Source organism: Pseudoalteromonas sp. M8, from assembly GCF_018141365.1.
Classification (GTDB): Bacteria; Pseudomonadota; Gammaproteobacteria; order Enterobacterales; family Alteromonadaceae; genus Pseudoalteromonas.
Window position 1 is genome coordinate 2,485,437 of sequence record NZ_CP047240.1, and the last position, 20,416, is coordinate 2,505,852.

19 protein-coding genes and 3 pseudogenes are annotated in these 20,416 nt (G+C 42.2%); 8 read left to right on the forward strand and 14 right to left on the reverse strand.

The features are described 5' to 3' along the window. Positions 1-8: 8 nt before the first annotated feature. Entirely contained in the window at positions 9-995 is a 987-nt protein-coding gene (locus GSF13_RS15710) for a hypothetical protein (RefSeq protein WP_095727524.1), read from the reverse strand. A 116-nt stretch (positions 996-1,111) separates the two neighbouring features. On the opposite strand from GSF13_RS15710, the gene GSF13_RS15715 reads away from it, so the two are divergent. Beyond that, positions 1,112-1,561 (forward strand): hypothetical protein, encoded by a 450-nt coding sequence (locus tag GSF13_RS15715; protein WP_010378604.1) that lies wholly within the window; start codon positions 1,112-1,114, stop codon positions 1,559-1,561. A 75-nt stretch (positions 1,562-1,636) separates the two neighbouring features. On the opposite strand, the pseudogene GSF13_RS15720 reads toward GSF13_RS15715, so the two are convergent. Next, positions 1,637-3,906 (reverse strand): annotated as a pseudogene (locus GSF13_RS15720) (acyl-CoA dehydrogenase). 362 nt (positions 3,907-4,268) lie between these two features. Between GSF13_RS15720 and GSF13_RS15725 the strand changes: the two are divergent. The 3 genes from GSF13_RS15725 to GSF13_RS15735 all read left to right on the forward strand — a co-directional run bounded on the left by GSF13_RS15725 (position 4,269) and on the right by GSF13_RS15735 (position 7,961). Then, positions 4,269-6,089, forward strand: coding sequence for a M2 family metallopeptidase (locus tag GSF13_RS15725; RefSeq protein ID WP_211866207.1), 1,821 nt, complete (start codon positions 4,269-4,271; stop codon positions 6,087-6,089). Positions 6,090-6,264: 175 nt separating this feature from the next. Continuing rightward, on the forward strand, positions 6,265-7,071 hold the full coding sequence (locus GSF13_RS15730) for an ABC transporter permease subunit (RefSeq protein WP_211866209.1): 807 nt from the start codon (positions 6,265-6,267) through the stop codon (positions 7,069-7,071). Continuing rightward, a complete protein-coding gene (locus GSF13_RS15735) occupies positions 7,068-7,961 on the forward strand; it encodes an ABC transporter ATP-binding protein (protein WP_211866211.1) in 894 nt (297 codons plus the stop codon). The genes GSF13_RS15730 and GSF13_RS15735 overlap by 4 nt, the downstream gene beginning before the upstream one ends. 57 nt (positions 7,962-8,018) lie before the next feature. On the opposite strand, the gene GSF13_RS15740 is transcribed toward GSF13_RS15735, so the two are convergent. From GSF13_RS15740 to GSF13_RS15750, 3 genes are all read right to left on the reverse strand, one after another. Beyond that, positions 8,019-9,632 carry a M56 family metallopeptidase gene (locus GSF13_RS15740; protein WP_211866213.1) on the reverse strand — a complete coding sequence of 538 codons (1,614 nt, stop codon included), beginning with the start codon at positions 9,630-9,632 and terminating at the stop codon, positions 8,019-8,021. Beyond that, positions 9,632-10,024, reverse strand: coding sequence for a BlaI/MecI/CopY family transcriptional regulator (locus tag GSF13_RS15745; protein WP_010604953.1), 393 nt, complete (start codon positions 10,022-10,024; stop codon positions 9,632-9,634). Before GSF13_RS15745 ends, GSF13_RS15740 begins: the two co-directional genes overlap by 1 nt. A 547-nt stretch (positions 10,025-10,571) precedes the next feature. Then, a complete protein-coding gene (locus GSF13_RS15750; protein WP_174168753.1) occupies positions 10,572-11,036 on the reverse strand; it encodes a nuclear transport factor 2 family protein in 465 nt (154 codons plus the stop codon). A 324-nt stretch (positions 11,037-11,360) separates the two neighbouring features. Between GSF13_RS15750 and GSF13_RS15755 the strand changes: the two genes are divergently transcribed. Both GSF13_RS15755 and GSF13_RS24775 read left to right on the forward strand, forming a co-directional pair. Further along, on the forward strand, positions 11,361-12,332 hold the full coding sequence (locus GSF13_RS15755; RefSeq protein ID WP_211866215.1) for a transposase: 972 nt from the start codon (positions 11,361-11,363) through the stop codon (positions 12,330-12,332). Positions 12,333-12,567: 235 nt separating this feature from the next. Continuing rightward, positions 12,568-12,726 (forward strand): annotated as a pseudogene (locus tag GSF13_RS24775) (transposase); the annotation flags it as partial. 220 nt (positions 12,727-12,946) lie between these two features. Here the strand turns inward: GSF13_RS24775 and GSF13_RS15760 are convergent. The 6 genes and pseudogenes from GSF13_RS15760 to GSF13_RS24780 all read right to left on the reverse strand — a co-directional run bounded on the left by GSF13_RS15760 (position 12,947) and on the right by GSF13_RS24780 (position 15,160). Further along, complete coding sequence (locus tag GSF13_RS15760; protein WP_206470946.1) at positions 12,947-13,357, reverse strand: hypothetical protein; 411 nt, start codon at positions 13,355-13,357, stop codon at positions 12,947-12,949. Positions 13,358-13,519: 162 nt separating this feature from the next. Beyond that, complete coding sequence (locus GSF13_RS15765) at positions 13,520-13,663, reverse strand: hypothetical protein (protein WP_206470947.1); 144 nt, start codon at positions 13,661-13,663, stop codon at positions 13,520-13,522. Between the two features lie 24 nt (positions 13,664-13,687). After that, complete coding sequence (locus tag GSF13_RS15770; protein ID WP_206470948.1) at positions 13,688-13,900, reverse strand: hypothetical protein; 213 nt, start codon at positions 13,898-13,900, stop codon at positions 13,688-13,690. A gap of 373 nt (positions 13,901-14,273) precedes the next feature. Continuing rightward, positions 14,274-14,616, reverse strand: a pseudogene (locus GSF13_RS15775) (transposase); the annotation flags it as partial. A gap of 128 nt (positions 14,617-14,744) precedes the next feature. Continuing rightward, positions 14,745-15,023, reverse strand: a complete 279-nt coding sequence (locus tag GSF13_RS15780) for a MerR family DNA-binding protein (protein ID WP_249122685.1) — start codon at positions 15,021-15,023, stop codon at positions 14,745-14,747. Next, the gene (locus tag GSF13_RS24780; protein ID WP_249122686.1) at positions 15,014-15,160 is read right to left on the reverse strand and encodes a MerR family DNA-binding transcriptional regulator; all 147 of its coding nucleotides are present in this window, start codon (positions 15,158-15,160) and stop codon (positions 15,014-15,016) included. The genes GSF13_RS15780 and GSF13_RS24780 overlap by 10 nt, the downstream gene beginning before the upstream one ends. A 154-nt stretch (positions 15,161-15,314) precedes the next feature. Between GSF13_RS24780 and GSF13_RS24785 the strand changes: the two genes are divergently transcribed. Continuing rightward, a complete protein-coding gene (locus GSF13_RS24785; protein WP_249122687.1) occupies positions 15,315-15,500 on the forward strand; it encodes an NAD-dependent epimerase/dehydratase family protein in 186 nt (61 codons plus the stop codon). Between the two features lie 64 nt (positions 15,501-15,564). Continuing rightward, positions 15,565-16,236, forward strand: coding sequence for an NAD-dependent epimerase/dehydratase family protein (locus tag GSF13_RS15785; protein WP_249122688.1), 672 nt, complete (start codon positions 15,565-15,567; stop codon positions 16,234-16,236). A gap of 137 nt (positions 16,237-16,373) precedes the next feature. On the opposite strand, the gene GSF13_RS15790 is transcribed toward GSF13_RS15785, so the two are convergent. From GSF13_RS15790 to GSF13_RS15800, 3 genes are all read right to left on the reverse strand, one after another. Continuing rightward, positions 16,374-16,682, reverse strand: coding sequence for a hypothetical protein (locus GSF13_RS15790; protein ID WP_045988126.1), 309 nt, complete (start codon positions 16,680-16,682; stop codon positions 16,374-16,376). Positions 16,683-16,795: 113 nt separating this feature from the next. Next, positions 16,796-17,809 (reverse strand): protease SohB, encoded by a 1,014-nt coding sequence (sohB, locus tag GSF13_RS15795; RefSeq protein WP_211866217.1) that lies wholly within the window; start codon positions 17,807-17,809, stop codon positions 16,796-16,798. A gap of 103 nt (positions 17,810-17,912) precedes the next feature. Next, positions 17,913-20,342, reverse strand: a complete 2,430-nt coding sequence (locus GSF13_RS15800; protein WP_211866219.1) for a VolA/Pla-1 family phospholipase — start codon at positions 20,340-20,342, stop codon at positions 17,913-17,915. Between the last annotated feature and the right edge of the window lie 74 nt (positions 20,343-20,416).

Below are 20,416 nucleotides of genomic sequence, written 5' to 3' on the forward strand. Positions count from 1 at the left end.
TCACTCCCTTACTTTTTAGCAAGTACGTTAACCGCCCACGTCTCAAGCATACCGTCGCTATTTAGCGTTACTAAGGTGTCTGGGTTTGGGACATACATATCGACTACCGTTGCCCCCTCATTCTCAGTATGAATAGACCAAGTACCTAATTCTTCCCCGCTCTCATAGCGCCAGATGGAGAGGTGAGACTTTGACGATGATGTCGCGAGTAAGCCTGAGTCAGAAATAAATTTAGCCTTTCTAAACATCTTAAAACGGGCCATATACTTTAGCTCACTGAGCTGTTTTCCAGACTCAAAGTCTAGTACATGTTGCGCATTCAGCCCATCTGAGACGAATAAATGCTTGCCATCATGACTCACTGTTAAACTGGTAACACGATGACTAAATTGATGCTCATATAAAGGTTCTGGTGAGGCAAATTGCCAAAGGGCAACCAACCCATCTTGCGCGCCTGTAACAAAATAGTCGCCACTATTATCAAACGCCAAATGCTCTATCGGCCGAGTATGTGGCATAAAACGATTGTTTAACTTCGTGAATAGATCCGCCATATTGAGTGAGCCATCATCCATCGCAACAAGCAAACGCTGGTTGTTATGGGAAAGCGCTAAAGCAGAGATTGAAGCAAGTGGACTCACCCCAGCAAAAGGTACGTTCGTTATCAACTTTTGCTTTGGAACAGACCAAATTGAGATAAGGTTTTCACCTGCCACGATGAGCATTTCCTTATCATCTGACAATAAAACTTCTTTGACTGGTGTTTTTATTTTGTCTTTGGGTACTGAGAATATGACAGACTGATTGGCATTATCATAAATATGGATTTCAGCATTACTGTCTAATGTTACGCTCCACTTTCCATCTTTAGAAAAGTGTCCAAGTATTATGCCATTTTGCGTCAACTGGCTTGTTACCCCTTTACTAATTTCAGGTTGCGATCCACACCCTACTAAAAATAAAGCGAACCAAGCTAGTGATATTAAACGAGACATCTTAAACCCTTAGCACATAATACATTTATTTCATTTACTGGCTTTACATATCGGCCGTTAGCAGACAAACTTAACTTATTGTGAATAATTTTAGACTGCATATGATGTATTTTAGCATGACAAAGTCACTTATTAAGCAAACTTTCGTTGTCTTAGCCGCAATGATTTTACTCTCAGCGTGCGGCTCAGAGGATAATGTCAGTGGTGACAAGGACACTCCTGGATATGCCGCAACAATGTATTTTGACGCACTCTATAATAAAAAAGATCTAGACGCTGCAATGAAAATCGCCACTCCCCGTCACGCGCGTATCATGCGCTCTTACGGTACTGCGTCGCAATTCGCCAGAAATTTAGTGAATATGCAATACGATGAAGTCACCATAGAAGTTGATATGACCAATCAAAGTCTGCGCGAACAGTATGGCGACAGCGCAAAAATTAATTTAATTTTTACAGGTCAGCTCCACGGTGAGCAAGTAGACGACATGCGTAGTGTCAGTATGGTGCGCAAAAAAGGCAAATGGTACGTAGACAAGGTACTAGCCGACCCCTTTGCACGTTAACTCAAGAATAAGAAAGGAAAGCCCCGTTGTCGGGGCTTTTTTAACAAATTAGCCAAAATCCTCAGTCACAACAAACTAGTTGGGCGCTTTTGCATCAACAGCAATCGCTTTTGCAACCAGCGTTTCAATACAAAAGATGGTTTCAGAACTCTTATCATCAATCACCTTGTCGTCCATTGCGATACTGAGTTTTTCATTCAATGTCTTACCCACCAGTTTCACGCTATTTTGTTTACACCACTTACGATATTTTGCCATTAGTGGAGCATGCGCCTTTTCCAGTAAATAAGCATGCTCAACCGTATCTACCGCAGAGTGTTTTACCACGGCGCACAGGTGCGAGATACGTTCTCGGGTCGAGTTGTGATCAGAAACATTGCTACATACCTGAACCGCCAATTTGTCGCTTGGCGCTTTGAGCCACTTACCAACAGGAAACGCCAAACGTTTTAACAAAAATGCCAGAGGTGCTGCGGTAAAGTTATCGCAAAATGCATAAATAGCCTTACTTGCTTCGTTAAGACAGTGATCTAAGGCAAACTTTACCAGCGGTAAGTCCCTTGCTGACGGCCATCATCTTCGTATTTTTTTAATACGCACGAGGCGATATAAAGAAAGCTCAGGACATCTCCTAATTTTGCAGAGAGCATTTCTCTACGTTTTAGTGAACCGCCTAGCTTTAACATAGCGATATCACTATACACAGAAAGCGCTTGGCTCAACCATGTTAGCCGTCGGTAATACGCCGCCACATCACCACTCACTGGCGCACGTTCGAAACGTGCAAGTGTGAAGCCATTAAAAAACGCCTTAAGCCCATTCACAGAGGTATGCTGCAAGTGTTTGCAAAGCACTTCATCAAACTCTTTCAATGCGATTAATTGATCTTCTTGCTGTACGATACTCATTTCTTTGAGTATGAAAGGATGACAACGCGTTGCACCTTGACCAAAAATCATCAAGCTTCGCGTTAAAATATTGGCGCCTTCAACGGTAATAGAAATCGGCATCCCCATATAATTGTGGGCAAGATAATTCATTTCCCCCATTTGAATGGCTTTACCACCATGAATATCCATCGCATCATTTAATGCCACCCTTGCATGTTCTGTGAGGTGATACTTGGCAATCGCAGTGACTACCGAAGGGCTTTGCTTTAAATCAATTGCCAACGCAGTGGTTTGTCTCACCGCTTCAATAAGATAGCTATAGCCGTAAATTCTGGCTAACGCGCTTTGCACTCCTTCAAAGGCAGAGATAGGTACACCAAATTGACGACGGACACCGGCGTAAGCCGAAGTCGTTCTGGCACTTAATTGAGCGGTTCCCGCGCTCAGTGCAGGCAAAGATATCCCCCGCCCAGCACTTAAACACGACACCAGCATGCGCCACCCTTTGCCGATACCTGCCTGTTCGCCTATCACCCAAGCCATTGGAATAAAAACATCTTCACCACTGGTTGTACCATTCATAAAAGCTTGCCCCAGCGGATTATGTCGATCTCCAGTTTTTACGCCTTCATGTGCCGTAGGAATAAGTGCACAAGTGATCCCAAGCTCTACTTTAATTGAAAGCAATTGATCCGGGTCGTAAACCTTAAACGCAAGTCCTAATACATCAGCGACGGGCGCCAGCGTGATGTATCGTTTTTGCCAAGTTACCGCAAGTCCAATTTGTTTTTCTCCCTCAAATTCACGCTCACACACAATCGCAAAGTCTTGAATGCTACCAGCATCCGATCCCGCCTCTGGAGAGGTCAATGCAAAACAAGGTAGCGCCTCACCCGAGGCAAGCTTTGGCAGCCAAGTATTCTGCTGTTCATTGGTTCCGTAATGAAGCAGTAGCTCCGCAGGGCCTAAACTATTTGGCACCATCACGGTCACTGCAGTAGATAAACTACGGCTGGCTATTTTTGCAACGATGGTGGAGTTTGCCTGAGCACTAAATTCCCGACCACCAAAAGCCTTTGGAATAATAAAAGCAAAAAAGCCCTTTTCTTTTAAAAATTGCCAAACTTCTTCAGGCAGGTCTTGAGCCTCAGATATTTCTTCTTCATCAAGCATTTTTAGCAGCGTGTGTAATTCGTTATCTATAAATGCCTGTTCTTCATCGCTTAGCTTTGGTTTATCATTACTTAACCACTTTCGCCAATTCGGCTTACCCGAAAACAACGCACCATCCCACCAGATACTCCCCGCTTCCATCGCTTCTCGCTCGGTTTGGGAGAGTTCAGGTAATGACGTTTTGAAATAATTAAAGAGCGGTTTAGTGATCAACTTAACCCTGATATCACGGACACAAAATACCACCACTATGGCCAAAATCACCAATAAAACAAAAGTCATATGCACTCCTTTTTGCAGGCTCCAAATACGGCCTTTTGATACAATTGACTGTCTTAATTATGGTTAATAATCACACTAACTCAACTTTTATCTGCGCTCGCATCTCTTTGTTTGTCCATCGCAAAATTGTCGTTTTAAAGTCGTCCTGCTATTATTCTTGCCACCACAGCAAAAAATGATGCTTTGCTGCGAGAAAAAGCCGCGCTCACTACGATTAGTTGTTCATACGACTAATACTAATTCGATTAATTTACTTGCTGATTTTTAGCAATTAACCCAATTAGTGTAGCTGGCTATAGATACTAAAATGCCGTCTAGCGTTAAGTCGGCTCGTGTATTCATTAAAACAACAAGTGAACTCTATGAAACCAAGATTTAAGTTAAGTGTTGGCGCACTCATTGTTGCCAGTACTTTTGCACTCTCTGCCTGCAAATCCACTGAAACTACAAATAAAGCGTTATCAGAAGCCGATGCAGTAGCATTTTTAGATAAGGCGTCAGAACAGTTGGTTGACCTTAACTTCCGCTCTAGCCGCTCAGCTTGGATTTACGCGAACTTTATTACTCACGATACCGCTTCATTTGCTGCGGACGTTAATGAGGAATACACCGCTGCGCTCGTGGAGCTTGCTAACCAAGCTGCACAATTTGATGGCTTGACGTTAAACGAAGATACTCGCCGCAAGCTTGACAAATTGAAGCTAAACCTGACATTACCTGCACCAAAAGATGCTGACAAAACAGCGGAACTTGCAAAGCTCACTGCAGAGCTTGATGGTATGTACGGCAAGGGCAAATACTGTAAAGATGATGGCACTTGCCTAAGCCTTGGCGACATGACGGCTAAGATGGCGAATAGTCGCGACTATGAAGAGCTTTTAGACATCTGGCAAGGTTGGCGAGAAGTGTCAAAGCCGATGCGTCCACTCTATGAAAAGCAAGTGGTACTTACCAATGAAGGTGCTAATGAGCTTGGCTACGCAGACACAGGCGCCATGTGGCGCAGTAAGTACGACATGCCAGCGGACGACTTTGCAAAAGAACTTGACCGTACTTGGAACCAAGTAAAGCCGCTATATGATTCACTGCACTGTCATGTAAGAGCCAAGCTTGGCGAGAAATACGGCGAAGATAAAGTGCCTCAAGACCAGCCTATTCCTGCGCACTTGCTTGGCAATATGTGGGCACAAAGCTGGGGCAATATCTATGACTTAGTCGCGCCAGAAAACGCAGATCCGGGTTATGATGTAACAGCGCTACTGGCTAAACACAATTACGACGAAATCAAAATGGTAAAAGGTGCAGAAAAGTTCTTCACCTCAATGGGTTTTGCCCCATTACCTGACACTTTCTACGAACGTTCTTTATTTATTAAACCACAAGATCGCGACGTACAATGTCATGCATCAGCTTGGAACTTAGATGCCAAAGACGACCTACGCATCAAAATGTGTATCCAACGCACCGGTGAAGAGTTCTCAGTTATCCACCATGAACTAGGCCATAACTTCTATCAACGCGCTTACAATCAGCAGCCTGTATATTACCAAGAAAGCGCCAATGATGGCTTCCACGAAGCTATCGGCGACACCATCGCGCTATCTGTAACACCTGGCTACTTAAAGCAAATTGGTTTGTTGGATAACGTACCAGATGAGTCAAAAGATATCGGTCTATTGATGAAGATGGCACTCGATAAAGTTGCATTCATTCCATTTGGTCTACTTGTCGACCAGTGGCGCTGGAAAGTATTCTCTGGTGAGATTTCTCCGGCAGAGTACAACCAAGCGTGGTGGGAATTAAGAGAGAAATATCAAGGTGTTAAAGCACCAATTTCACGTACTGAAAATGACTTTGACCCAGGTGCAAAATACCACGTACCAGGTAATGTACCTTACACTCGTTACTTCTTAGCGCATATTTTGCAGTTCCAGTTCCACAAATCACTTTGTGAAATTGCTGGCAGCAAAGAAGCCATTCACCGCTGTTCTGTTTACAACTCGAAAGCAGCTGGTGAGCGTTTAAATGCCATGCTTGAAATGGGCAGCAGCAAACCTTGGCAACAAGCACTGAAAACGCTAACAGGTAAAGATGAAATGGATGCAACAGCAGTACTTGACTACTTTGCACCATTGCAAAAATACCTAGATGAGCAAAATAAAGGCCGTAATTGCGGCTGGTAATTGCTAGCAAATTTAAACTCAGAAACGGGCACACTCAATCGTGCCCGTTTTTTATTGGTTTAATTTTGTTACAGTTCAGTAACTTCCTTTTTTAGCGCCAATCATATACGCTCAAATCAAAGTCAGCCTACCGCTCTAGTAGTGAAAGTCTGTGTTGTCACTTGCAAGGATCCTTATGAATATAAAAAGAATTGGCCTAATTGCCATCTTTGAATTGCAACGCTTGTTTGCAACGAAACGCGGATGGATAGCCATCGCCGCATTTGTTTTGGTTTGGTACGCCATTTTGCGCTACGCCATTGCAGAAGCGGTATCCATTGTCAGCGACCCCAACTTCAAAAATATGATCCAGAGTTTTTCTGGCGTCGTTGGTATGCACCGTATTGCCCAATGGCCTGAAATGGAACTTGCACTATACTTAGTTTGGTCAATCTTTCTATTTCCTCTTTTTGTGATCTTTTCAAGCGCAGATCAAACTGTAGAAGATAGAACCCGCGGCACACTGAGATTTCTAACCCTGCGCACATCTCGCGCGGAAATTGTTGTTGGCCGCTTTGTTGGGCAGGTATTCAATACGTTGCTGCTCATAGCGATTTCTGCTGTAGGTGCTTGGATATTAATGGTGGTGCGCGACCCAAGCTTGTGGCTCACAGGGCTAAGTCGGGCTACATTAATTGTTTTAGAGCTAACGCTTATTACTGCGCCATTTATTGCCCTGATGTCTGTTGCTAATCACTTTGCTAACTCAAGCAAAATGAGTATGATTTACGCAATTTTAACCTACTTAACGCTCGCCACTTTGGTCGCTTTTGCACTTGAGTACAGCGCTTACGCGGAGTATCTTTTTTATCTTTTTCCCGGATACCAAGGCACAGAAACCATCGCACAAAATATCAACCTCACTCGCTTTGCCACACCGGTGCTGCATAGCCTCGTGTTAATTGCAATTAGTTGTGAACTATTAAGAAGGCGCACACTATGAGTAGCATTATTGAAGTTAATAATTTAGTGAAAGAGTATGGACGAAAGCGCGCACTAGATAACGTATCTTTTACCCTAAACGCAGGTTCCCCCATTGCGCTTGTTGGCCCAAATGGTGCGGGTAAAACCACCCTTTTTAGCACACTTTGCGGATATCTAAATGCAGATGCTGGCAATGTTCAGATTTTAGGTCACAAACCTGGCAGCGCTGCACTTTTTGGTCGCCTTGCCGCACTTCCACAGGATGCTCAGCTTGATCCAAGGTTTTCTGTCAGTAATCAGCTACGTTTATACGGACAACTTCAAGGTTTAGATGCGAAAGCGGCCGAGAGTGAAACGCACAGAGTGCTTGCGCTTGTCGACCTCAAAGACTGTTATCACGCCAAACCTCATGAGTTATCTCATGGCATGCGAAAACGTATCTGTATCGCCCAAACGCTACTTTCAAAGCCTGAAATTGTACTGCTTGACGAAGCCACGGCTGGATTAGATCCCGTAAATGCTCGTGAGATCAGAAACCTAGTAAAAAGGCTTCAATCTGAAACGACCTTTATTTTGAGTTCACACGATTTAGTGGAACTCGATGATTTGTGCGATCAAGTATTACATTTACAGCATGGTAAATTAACCGCAGTTGACCGCATCCAAGAAGCGGAGCTTGCCACGCTGACTGTAAAACTTAAAGAGTCTGGCACCAGTAGTCACATAGCGCTTTTGAAAACCTTACAAGGCGTTGAAGGGGTGACAGTAAATGCCAGTGGCGCCCTGCTTATTGAGTACCGTAGCGGCCAACAGGTTGATATTGACGTACTCCGACTTTGCCGTGAACAGGGTTGGCGTTACAAGTCGTTAGTTAACGGTAAAACACTAGAAGATGAACTGTTCGGCTAGCGCACGGTTAGTTTAGTAAATTAAAAAAGCCTGCATCTTACAGGCTTTTTAAATGATTTATAACTTCGCCAGAAGCAAAGAGCCAGGTCGAGGTAAGCGAGGTAATATTGCTGGTGTTTTCGCATAATGTGCTGGTAAACGCTCTTTCAGCTCATTCACCTTTGTCTGGTTATTCAGTTTTTCGTATACATAGTATCTTAGGATATCTTGATATGTTTGGTTTTCAGCACTCGTTACAGCATCACTGTTTAATACAGCTAATGCTTTATCGTAGTCTGCCATTTCAATGTAGGCGCGTGCCAAATCAGTAGCGCTACCGATTTGAAAGCGACTTTGCATTTTTTCAGATAGACTCTCTAATTGCTCTGCTGCCTGCTGATATTGCCCAAGGTGCATATAAGCTGATGCCAATCTGTTTTTTAAAAATGGCGGTTGGGTAGAGCCTTCAGGAAACCAATTATTGTAAGCGGTCAAGATTGCTTCGTATTGAGCTAGCTTATGATAGGTTTGGTCGAGCAAGGTAAAGCTTTTTACTTTTATATCCAGCTCTTCAAAACCATTTAACGAACCGCGGTTACTATGCCAATTTAAAATGTGTGAAACCGCTGCTTTAAGCTGTGTTTCATCATTCGATTTCGCGCCTTTCGCCCCAGCGAGTAGCTCTCTCAATTGCTGTTGATATCGCGCTGACTTTTCACTCTTTTGTATACTCGCTCCTTGTGTTACCTGCTTTTCAGAGACGATTTGGTTAGCAGCTAAGGCACTACAAGACAGTGCTGCCGTGATAATCATTAAATGGGATAATTTCATTTTCTTTTCCTTGTTTAGTGTTTTAACTCTTTGAATATTGAAACTTTTCGAGTGAGATACGGCTAATACTGAATGACCTAATGACGCATGTTCATACCGGTATTGATGTTCGGACAACAGTAAACTGGCCAAATCGTATCTATATTTATCACTCAGTTTTTCCATACAGCTTTCATCGCAGCTGAGTTCGATTTGTTGTCGCGCCAAATTTGCTAACAACAAACAGAATGGATTCCAAAAGAAGACGCTTTCAGTCGCACATATTAGCCATAACCAATATGTGTCCTTATGCTTGATATGCGTTAACTCATGCTCAATCACGGAATCGAGTTCTGGTCGACCTTTCATCTTAAAATCTAACCAAATGGTGTGCTGTAATGGGCCTGTCGTAATTGCTGGGGTACTCAATTCTGTAAATTTTACGGTGCAAAACGTGTGTAGATATTGATGCTCTTCACTGGTGTAGGCGCCCTTTTCGATGCCTCTTAGTAATCTTTTATACGACCGTACTCTCGCTAAAAATAGTCCTCCACCTACCACTGTCAGAAATACAAACAAATTTGAAAACACTTGGTTTATGGTATAGCCAGAAAGCCAGTTTGATTCGGTTTGCAAAGTGCTTTGCTTGATGCTGTTCGGTGGAGTTGACCCTGAGTCTGAAATAGAACTCACCTCAATAGTGTAAAGCTCCAGATCTATTAAAAAAGGGGGTGGGGAAAGTTGCTGCCATGGAATTAGCCAACTCAATAACCCTACTACCAACACATAAAAGCGCGTTCGTGCAGGCGCAGTTTTCAGAAAATAGCAGCTAGTCAAACTAAACATGCTGAGCAAGCTTGCGGTGAGTAAGTAATCAAACATTAGTCGCTCTCTTTCTTCTGTTTTTTGCTCTTAAGTAAGTTTTGTAAATACTCAATATCATCATCGTCTAAACTCTCTTCTTTAATGAAATGAGCTATCAGGCTGCGTGAACTACCTTTAAAAAAGCGATCCATAAAACGCGGTGTTGCCTGCTGTGAAAGCGCTTGCTGAGTCACTTTTGCTTGATAGACGATTGACCTCCCCTGCTGACCACAGCGCTCGACCGCACCTTTTTGCTCTAGTCGATCTACGATTGTTTTGACTGTGTTATAAGCCACTTTTTTTGTTCTTGTATCATCTGCAAGAAGATATTTATGAAGCTCACTGGCAGTACATGCATTTTGTTGCCAAAGTAACTTCATCACGTCTAATTCAAATTCACTTAGTTTCACTTATCACCTCTACCACTACATCTGTAGTTTTCAACCACTACAAATGTAGTGGTTGGTACCCATGAAGTCAACTAGAAATTTTTGGTGGGACACAGAAGGTGAAACCTTTACATGAAAGCTGTATTACTTTGAAGGAAAGTGAAGACTGTGCAACAACTCCCCAAGAAGCAGCATAAAATAGCGACGAAGGAGCGCGAGCTTGCTATTTTTCGTTCCTTGGTTAAAGCCTTTGTATGGATAATAACAACTCAAATTAGGGTAAAGTGAGACTCAAGTTTTAGCTACAACTAAAGCTCTCTATGTTGTAGTTCTATTGATCGCTATTGATCGCTGACACCCACCACTAATGTGTTAAAGCGTTTGTATGGTATTGATTACCCGTGGTGTCGACGAATGTGCTTAACTAAGCCCGCTTGATTAAACTCAAGTGAAACAATATTGGTTTTACTATATTCAATAGTTTTATCTAAATGAGCAGGTTTTACTTTACCCGCTATTGATCGCTGACACCCACCACTAATGTGTTAAAGCGTTTGTATGGTATTGATTACCCGTGGTGTCGACGAATGTGCTTAACTAAGCCCGCTTGATTAAACTCAAGTGAAACAATATTGGTTTTACTATATTCAATAGTTTTATCTAAATGAGCAGGTTTTACTTTACCTGATTCGGTCATTTTTACAAAGACGACATTAGCGCCAACCATTACCTCATTTATTTCTATTGAACTATGAATGACTTCATCTTTTAATTTATTAATCATATCCTCTCGGAGTTTAGATTTATCTGTATAAGTAAATTTAAATTTGACGTGTTCATCGATAAAGTCATCAGAAAGCAGTGAGATATAGTTTTCTATCTCTTTAATTGTTGTATTTGGCTGTTGACGCGCATTTTTTGCCGCTACAAATACTTTTGCTTTCTCAATTAGTTGCTCTGACGTGAAATTCTCGTGTGCACTACTAGAAAATGAAAAAAGAAAACAAAATAACACTAATATAAATTTATTCACGGTTCTTTCCTGATATACCTAGACATATTGACTCCCACATGGCACTTGTCTCCACCTCTTCGTGGGTTAGCTTAAAGCCAATGCCATAATTAGTTTGTCAAATAACTAAACAGCAGAGGCTAACATGAACAAACATAACATATTTTTCATTGGCTTAGGTATTTATAAAGAGCTTGTTAAAGTCGCTTAACGAGGCGCCCAACCCGTTCATTTTGGTCAAGAGTCAAATCGCTCAAATCGCTGACACCCACCACTTAATTTGCACCTTCCTAAGATACCGCCTACGCTTTAATTCTGCACTCAAAGGATTGAGGAAACCAAACTATGGCAACTGCTCGTAAAAAACAAATCAGTTTAACCGACACCAAATATTATCACTGTATCTCCCGCTGCGTAAGGCGCGCCTTTCTGTGCGGTGAAGATAAATTTACTGGAAAATCATACGAGCACCGCCGTGATTGGGTTGAAGAAAAGCTCCTGATCTTAGGGTCTGTGTTTTGTATTGATGTCTGTGCTTATGCCGTGATGAGTAATCACACCCACATTGTTTTATATGTTGATGATAAAAAGGCGAAACGTCTGTCTGATGAAGCGATTGTTATTCGATGGCACAAGTTGTTTAAAGGTAATTGGATAAGCCAAAAATTTATTGAAGGTGAGCCTCTTAGTAAGTCGGAACAATTGATATTCGACGAGCTGGTTGATGAGTACAGAGAAAGGCTCGCAGATATTAGCTGGTTTATGCGAGTGCTTAACGAAGACATCGCCCGCCGAGCAAATAAAGAAGATAATTGTACAGGTCGGTTTTGGGAAGGACGATTCAAATCCCAAGCATTACTGGACGAGGCGGCATTGGCTGCTTGTCTCGCTTACGTAGACTTAAACCCTATTAGAGCCAAAATCGCAGCAACGCCTGAAACCTCAGACTACACCAGCATCAAAAAAAGAATCGACCACGCTAAGTTGGGCAAACAACCAAAAAGTCTACTACGCTTTGCTGGCAGCCCAAGAAAACATATGCCTAAAGGCCTGCCTTTTGAACTCAAATCCTATATTGAATTAGTTGAGCTCACGGGCCAGTGTATTCGAGCCGACAAGCGAGGCTATATCTGTGAGTCTCAACCCATTCTTACTCGATTAAATATCGAACCTGAAAACTGGATAAAACTCACTACGCAGTTTTCTCGGGTATTTCACGGTGCTGTTGGCCGAGAGCGAACGATAACCGCTTACTGCGAAACACTGCAAAAACGACGACGGACAAACCTAACAAACTGCGAGCGCTTGTTGGCTTAGCAGAGCAAGCTTTTCAACTCTAGAATTTCTTACTGTTTTATTTACAGCGCGTTGTCGTGCGCGATAACCCGGTTTTAGTGTAGAGATACGCTTACCCGCCAAAGGTCATCCTATCTAAAAACGCTTTTGTCCATCCTCGTTTAAGTGTTTCCGTACTTTTAAATCTTACTTGCCAGCATAGATACAAATGATGGTGGGTGTCATTGACTCCAGATTTCATTGACTCCAGATTCCATTAAATATAGAGCCTGAGAACTGGATAAAACTCACTACGCAATTTTCTCGGGTATTTCAAGGTGCCGTTGGTCGAGAGCGAACAATAACCGCTTACTGCGAAACACTGCAAAAACGACGACGGACAAACCTAACAAACTGCGAGCGCTTGTTGGCTTAGCAAAACTCACATTCTCAACTCTAGAATTTCTTACTGCTGTATTTGCAGCGCGTTGTCGTGCGCGATAACTCAGTTTTAGTGTAGAGATACGCTTGAGCGCTAAAAAATAACCTATCGATAAACGTTTTACAAAGTGACGGCTGTGCTTTCATACTTTTTTACTTCACCTCCTCAGTTTTGATGTTAATAGTGATGGGTGTCGCTTATTTTCTTATTTTCATTACTTACTGCGGACTATATTGGTTATTATCACAGCAAGTTCACGGCAAAAAATCCACATAACAACGCCATATGGTAGCGCTAATAGATCTAGGTATTCTGGGGCTAAATCATTATTTGATGCCCACATAATGTATTCATAAGATAGAAATGATAAAACTAGCGAAACTAAATAGCCCAACCACAACTTTTTCGTTGTATTAAGATTAACCGTTACCATCAAAGAAACTATTAAAACTGCAACTGATACGAAAACAGGGATAATTATGTAGAGATGTTTAGATATCCAGCTTTCAAAAGTTAATGCCAGCGTTACCGCCACAAATATCGCGAATATGTTGTCAACGAGGGATAAATCATGACCATCATGTGAAATCACGTTTGTTAGATAGTTTAATATTTTTTCTTTCATCGAAATCAATTTATCTCCATAAAACCTAACGCCCCAAGCAGAGACATATTTTGCGTTTTGAGTGCAGCAAAACAAAATATGTCCTACTTGCCTTGGATTGTTAGGTCTATTGTTCACGCCAAGCAGTTATAGGTTGCGAAGGCATTGCTTTTTTAAGCATTTCTACCGCATCAGCCATTGCATGTTCATGGCTGAAATATATTGCTTCCCTACCACAATAGGTAAGTCACCGTCCTTTTGGTAGAGTTCAATGAAGTACCGATTGGAAGTTTCGTCATATACTGTTTCAACTCTGAATTGAGCCATTAGCAATCTCCATAGTGATTTAGATTATTGAAAAGTTACTTTTCCTGATGCTGCTTGAGCAATAGCAATCAACTCAATTTTTGTTTTAGACTGGCAATTTTCTAGCGTAAGATTGCGGCGCTCCGTAATTGCTTTAGCAATAGCGACTAATTCAAGTTTGGTAAATTTCGAGGAATCTAATATTAAACTTGCTCCAGCCTCGGCTATTGCTATCAACTCCAATTTAGTTTTATTCATTTTTCGTTCCTTCTGTAAAAGTAAGCCTTATCCGCTATAAGACCTAACATTTTAGTATTTATGCGACACGCTGTTTGTGTTGCATAATCGCTTGTTGAACTGAGCCGCTACCTGCTCGGTGTGACAGTGTTGGTACTGTTTATGCTATAGCTTACTTAGAAAAAATAGGCTTTTTGAAGGCTTTCACTTTCCTAGCTAGTGTAATCGGTTTAGCTAGTGTTATGTAAGCTTTCCCTGCATTGCTCAGCGCTTATTATGTATTCATTACACCTAAATTTTCCTTAATAAGCAATTATATTTTTTAGCGTACAGAGGCCGCTAGCCTGAGCAATTAAGCAGGTTAACTAATTGATTTTAAACAACTATCGAGCTACTAACTCGTTCGCTCTACTTTGGTCGTTATTACATCTAACTTGAATACGTCAATTAGCCGCAAGATATCTGCCTTACAATGCTGACAAGGCCAATGCGGTATCAATGTCACGTTTTCTCCTGTCTTTGGCCTCTTTGCTCTGCATGTGCATGACGCCTGCGACCTTATCAGCGCTAACTTTCGCTTGCGACATGCATTGGCTAAAAAACCGTAATGTCGAATACGCATAAATCCTTTCGGTAATTAATACATGCTGCAAATAACGCCGTAAGAATTCGTCATTACTCAGTGTCATCACTTTATCAAGATTATCATCTGCGTAATCTCGGTATTTGAAGCTCACCGACTGTGCATTCGCTGATACTAAACGTGCTTTGTTATACACGCAGCATTAGAAATGGCTGTCCTTCTTTCTCCTCCGTCCTTCTTTCTCCTCCTTTTGCATCTCTCCTCTTTCTCCTCCTTTTGCATCTACCTCCTCCTTTTATCCATCCCCATTTGTGATATCACTCGCTTGGCATTGTCGGCACACGCCATGTCACCCGGTTTGGCTTCTATGTCATTAAGGATGGAGTTTAATTGTCGTTTGTTGTCTGCAAGCTTTTTCTCCATCAGTTCAATATCAGCAAGTTTTTGACGTAAAGCGTTAAGTAACTGATCATGTTTCCAGTCACTTAGATCACTCGGAAGTAATTTACTCAACTCATCTAAACTAAAGCCTGCCTTTTGACCATTTGAAATTAAATGCAATACAGTTTCAGCTTCAGGGGATAGATCCTATAACCATTGGCAGCGCGCTTAACTAATTTAAGTAGGCCAATATCCTCATAGAATCGAATTTTCGACGTCGCCAAGCCTGTTCTTTTTGATAATTCACCAATTTTCATAAACTCGAGTTCCTACTGCACTCAGTCTGCTACCTTAAATGAAAAAATCTGTGCTTATCCCAAACAATAGCAGATAACAGAAATTAAGTATTGACCTTCAAGTTTACTTTAACCTTATGCTTGCACAAAACAGATACAAATTAAGGTAATTTTTATGCAAACAATACTTGGAGCAAACGGCCAAATTGGTAGTGAACTCGCCCGAGCTTTAAAGAAAGACTTTACCGATAACATTCGTCTTGTCAGCCGAACACCAAGAAAGATAAACAACACGGACGAATTACTCAGCGCTAATCTACTTGACGGCAGTCAAACGCAAAAATCCAGTAGCAGGCTCTAAAATTGTTTACTTAACCGCAGGACTGCCGATTGACACAAACATGTGGGTTGAGCAATTTCCTATTATGATGCGAAATGTCATCGATGCGTGCACAAAACATAATGCCAAATTAGTGTATTTTGATAACACCTATATGTATCCGCAAAGCAATGAACGTCTCACAGAAGAAACACCTTTTTTGCCATATGGCGAAAAAGGCCAAGTTAGAGGCCTAATAGCGAATACGCTGCTCGATGCGATGAGTACAGGCCAAGTCAATGCGATGATTTGCCGCGCGCCTGAGTTTTATGGACCGGGTAAAACGCAAAGTATCACCAATACAACGGTTCTTGATAAGCTGCGAGCAGGCGATGCTGCGAAAGTATTTATCAGCGATAATACGTTACGTACCTTGATATACACGCCAGATGCTAGCAGAGCAATGGCGTTACTAGGCAATACCTCTGATGCGTATGGCCAGACATGGCATCTACCATGTGATGACAATCGACTCACTTACAAGCAAATCGTTAACTTAGCGAGCGAAATACTCGGCATTCAAGGCAAGTATTCAATATTAAAGAAATGGCAGCTATCACTGCTAAGCATTTTTAGCAAACCTATAAGAGAAACACGAGAACTGTTACCTCGATATGCAGTCGACAACATATTTGTATCAGAAAAATTTAAGCAGCGCTTTACGGAGTTTGAAATTACCACTTACCGAGATGGACTAACAACAACTCTCAAGGAATGACGACGTTATTTAATACCTAGCTCATTAGGCGTTAAGTTAAGTGCTACAACTAACACACGCTTTGGCGAGGAACAAACACTTAGATTGCTAAACTTGGACTCTGTACGGGAAATTGCCCCGCACAGAGTTGATGCTTTTTATCTCATCCCTTTAAGAATTTCGACAATTTCTAAGGTGTTTTCAAGTACCCTGATGACCCTGCCTTCAACGCTTATCGTTACTAAATCCCGATCTCTGTCACGATAAATCACTTTGCCATGGTCGTAGATATCTGGATCTAAGCGTTCTCCAACTTGGAGCTTTTTTTGCCAACCTGGTGGAAGTGGCTTGCCCTGCTTCAACTTTTTCTCAAGGCCCGGTGGTAACTTCTCCGGTTTAGCATTCGCCTGATTTAAACCTAAAGTCAGACTAAAGGTAAGTAGGGAAAGTACAATAACTTTATTCATAACAACCTCTCTTTTAGAGCGTGGCATCATGCGCTTTGTGAACACGATGCCATCTATAAAGTATTGTTAATAGTTTGAAATAAAGCTTATTGATATAAACTGAACAACAATCACTAATATTTAGATTGATTTAGCTTTGTTAACGCTTTAACGGAGAAACGTTCAATGGCGAGCCCCAACTGAAGTCCAAACTTCTCAGCAACGCCTTTTTTAGCTTTAAAAGCCACCTTATAAAGCTGGTGACTTTCATTTAGTGACATGAGTAAATCGTCACTGGTTGATATTTCATCAACTAGTTTAAGTTCTAACGCTTGTGTACCAAACCAATGTTCTCCAGTGGCCACTTTCTCAATATCGAGCTCGACACGATTATCAGAGACAAAGTGTTTGAACAGACCATGCGTTTCTTCAATCTCCTCTTTAAACTTTTCTCTGCCTTTATCCGTATTTTCACCAAACAGCGTGAGTGTACGCTTATACTCACCAGCGGTTACCATTTCAAAGTCAACGTTATTCTTTTTCAATAAACGATTGAAGTTGGGGATCTGCGCAATCACACCGATTGAACCAATAATTGCAAACGGCGCTGCAATAATCTTATCTGCAACACAGGCCATCATATATCCGCCACTTGCAGCAACCTTGTCTACACAGACGGTTAGAGGAATACCCGCTTGCTTGATACGCGTAAGCTGCGATGCACCAAGTCCATAACCGTGAACAACCCCACCACCACTTTCTACAGACACAATAACCTGATCCTTTTCTTTATCTGCAATCGTTAAAATAGCGTTGATCTCTTCTCTTAAACCCGAGACTTCGTGAGCGTCCATACTCCCGTTAAATTCAAGATAAAAAACATTTTTCTCTGTTTCTTTATCTTTATTTTTTTGCGCTTTTGATTGCGACTTATTTAGGGCTTTTAGCGCCTTTTTATCAAGCGTTTGCTGCAAAAACTGCTGCTTAGATTGCGCCAAGCTGTCGCTTAAATCGGTAACTTCTATTTCGCCCTTTTTCGATTTTGGTTTTGAGCTTGCTCCCACCATCAAAATAATGACTACTGCAATACCAAAGATAACGGTTACTGTCTTGGCTAGAAATAACCCATATTCAAACAAAAATGCCAAGTCGTTCTCCTCATTTAGCTCATAAAGGGGCCCATTTAACTCAATATTAAATAGACACAAAAAAGGCCGCTAGCTGCGGCCTTTTATAGTCTCGAAAAATGTCTTAGTTTGCAACAACATCCGGGTTAGATACTTGTAAAACCAAACCCTTTGACTTCAAGAAGCTTGCAACTTGTGTTTGCATTTCGAGTGAAGCTGCGGCGTGTCCTGCTGCTGTACCACCGGCTCTTTCATCAAAGCCTGTCGTCAAGATTGAACTATGATGGCCCTGAGAGAACTTCACTACATAACTTCCAGGTGTTCCGTCTTGACTCATTTGCGTTTCGCTTGCAGGCATTAAGCCCATGAAACCAGCAAGTGGTAAGCTACCTGACAAGAAGCTGCGTTCTGTTGTTGGAGGAATAACCAAGTCAGCAGCATTGCCATCAACACCACCCGTAACAACGCTCATATATACTGGCGTTTGTAGCGCTTTCACGGAAGCTGCATAGTTAAGTGGATCGGCACTGCCTAATGCCGTTTGTGCTGCAAAACCAAACTGCGTCACCGTACCATCAATCAGTGCAAGTGTTGCGGTATCTTCAGCCGCCTCTAGCCCTGCTCTAAAGGTTGCATAAGCACACGACACAAACTCACTTTGTACGGCAGCAAACGTACCACAGTCAGCAATTGCGCCTTCTTGCAGATAGGTATTAAACGCTTGCGATGCTAGGTTACCTGCAGAGCTCAACACTGAACCTTGTACAAACGGGCCAAATGATTTTGATTCAATCAAGAAATTAGCAATACCCGAACCACCACTTGCAAGCGCTGCTGACTCAACTTTAAAGAAGCCATCAATTGCTGGATTTAATGGTGTATTGGTTTGTGCAAGGAAGCTTGGGCCTACAATAGAACCAAGTGAGTGACCTAAGTAACTAACTTGTTGAGTATTAAAGTTAACTTGACCGCCAGATGCTAGATTGATGAAGTTTAAGCCTAAACGTAAACCCATTAAATCTGCTGCTGATTGCTTTAAGTTATCACGCGCAACCAACAACGATGTAAGGTTCATGTAGGACAACACGCTACCTGTCGAGGCATTAAAATCATCAGTGCCATCACCATCGATATCTAAACCGCGAGCACCGTGCATTGGATGATCAATCGCAACTGTGGCAAATCCTGCTTGTGTTAATGACAACGTCAAACCAAGCATGTCTTCTTTTTTACTCGTGATACCATGTTGCAAGATAACAACAGGCCAGCCGCCTTCTGGGCGCTGAGACTCATCCGCAGGCATTGTGATTTGCACAGGAACATTAGCAAGCCACTGCTCTTTAGGGATTGGATTGTACTTAGTTAAGAACTTAGTACCATCTAAACCTAAATCTCTCAACTTTCCACCCGAAAGTGTATTACAAGCAATATCATTTGGTTCTGTTGGCTCTGGTAAACCACCAGCTTGCGCCGCATATCCAGCGACAGCTACCGCGCTGTCGCAGCGAGCTTGCCAATAGGTATCAGCTAGCGCAGAGATATCTTTATTTTTTGGTTGTGATAAGTACTGAGGTAGTTGTATTTGACCTTGCAATAAACGCACGCTTCTAAAAGCAGGTAAAATAGCATCAGGCACTTTTCCTACAAGGGCATCAGCAACGGTGATCACCGGTTGTGCAGGTACAGCGACAACAGGGTTAGCACCGCCCTGTAGTTTAGCGGCTAACAATTGCTTAGTCGCCGCCAATGCGTGACCAGTCGACTGTGTCGTCATTGCTGCAGTATATATAATCTCTTCTTTACTCACCGAACCCGCTGCAGTTACCGCCCCTTCATAGCTACGAATCACAGCCTGAAGAGACTTCTGAGCATCAGTTACCAATGGCGCGTCTTGGCGCAATAAGGTGTAAGTCGAAGAGGCATCTACACTTTGACCTTTTGAGTCTTTAAGACCTTTGGTCAAAACAGTAATGTACGTAGTTTCAGGTTTGAATGGTTTAACTGGGATAATAACTAAACCGTTACCTGTGCTATTAGCCATGGTAACGAAATCACCATCAGGGCCAAATTGTAATTCAGCAATTGGCTTACAAGCGATACCTGAAGGCACCTGAGCACAGTCTTCGTCGGTTTGTAATGGTCCACCCATTGCAACTTCAAAAATTCGTACAGAGCCCGGGGTCATGACGCTTTGCGCATCGAGTGTCAAACCATTCGGTGTCGTCATGTCGATAACGTAAGGCATTTGCGTCGACCAACCATCTAAGGCGCCAATCACAATACTTGGGTTTGCGTAGCTTGCACGCGTTACCAGAGGGTTACCTTCACCATCTTTCACTCCTAACATTTCGTCAGGTAGGTTTAAGGTACCGTCTTGAGTGCCGGATAAAAGAATATCGTTTGGAACTGAGATCACACCACCTGATGGATCAAATTTAACAGAAATCGTTGGAGAAACGGGTGTAGTATCATTTTTTACATCTTCTAACGTTTCACCGCCTCCACAGCCAGCGAGTGCTGCTGATACTGCGAGTGAGAGTAGCATTTTTTTCATTTTATAGGCTCCGACATAATCTTATTATTATTGTGATAATTCTCGTTAAATCTATGTAATTGCATTTTTAATAA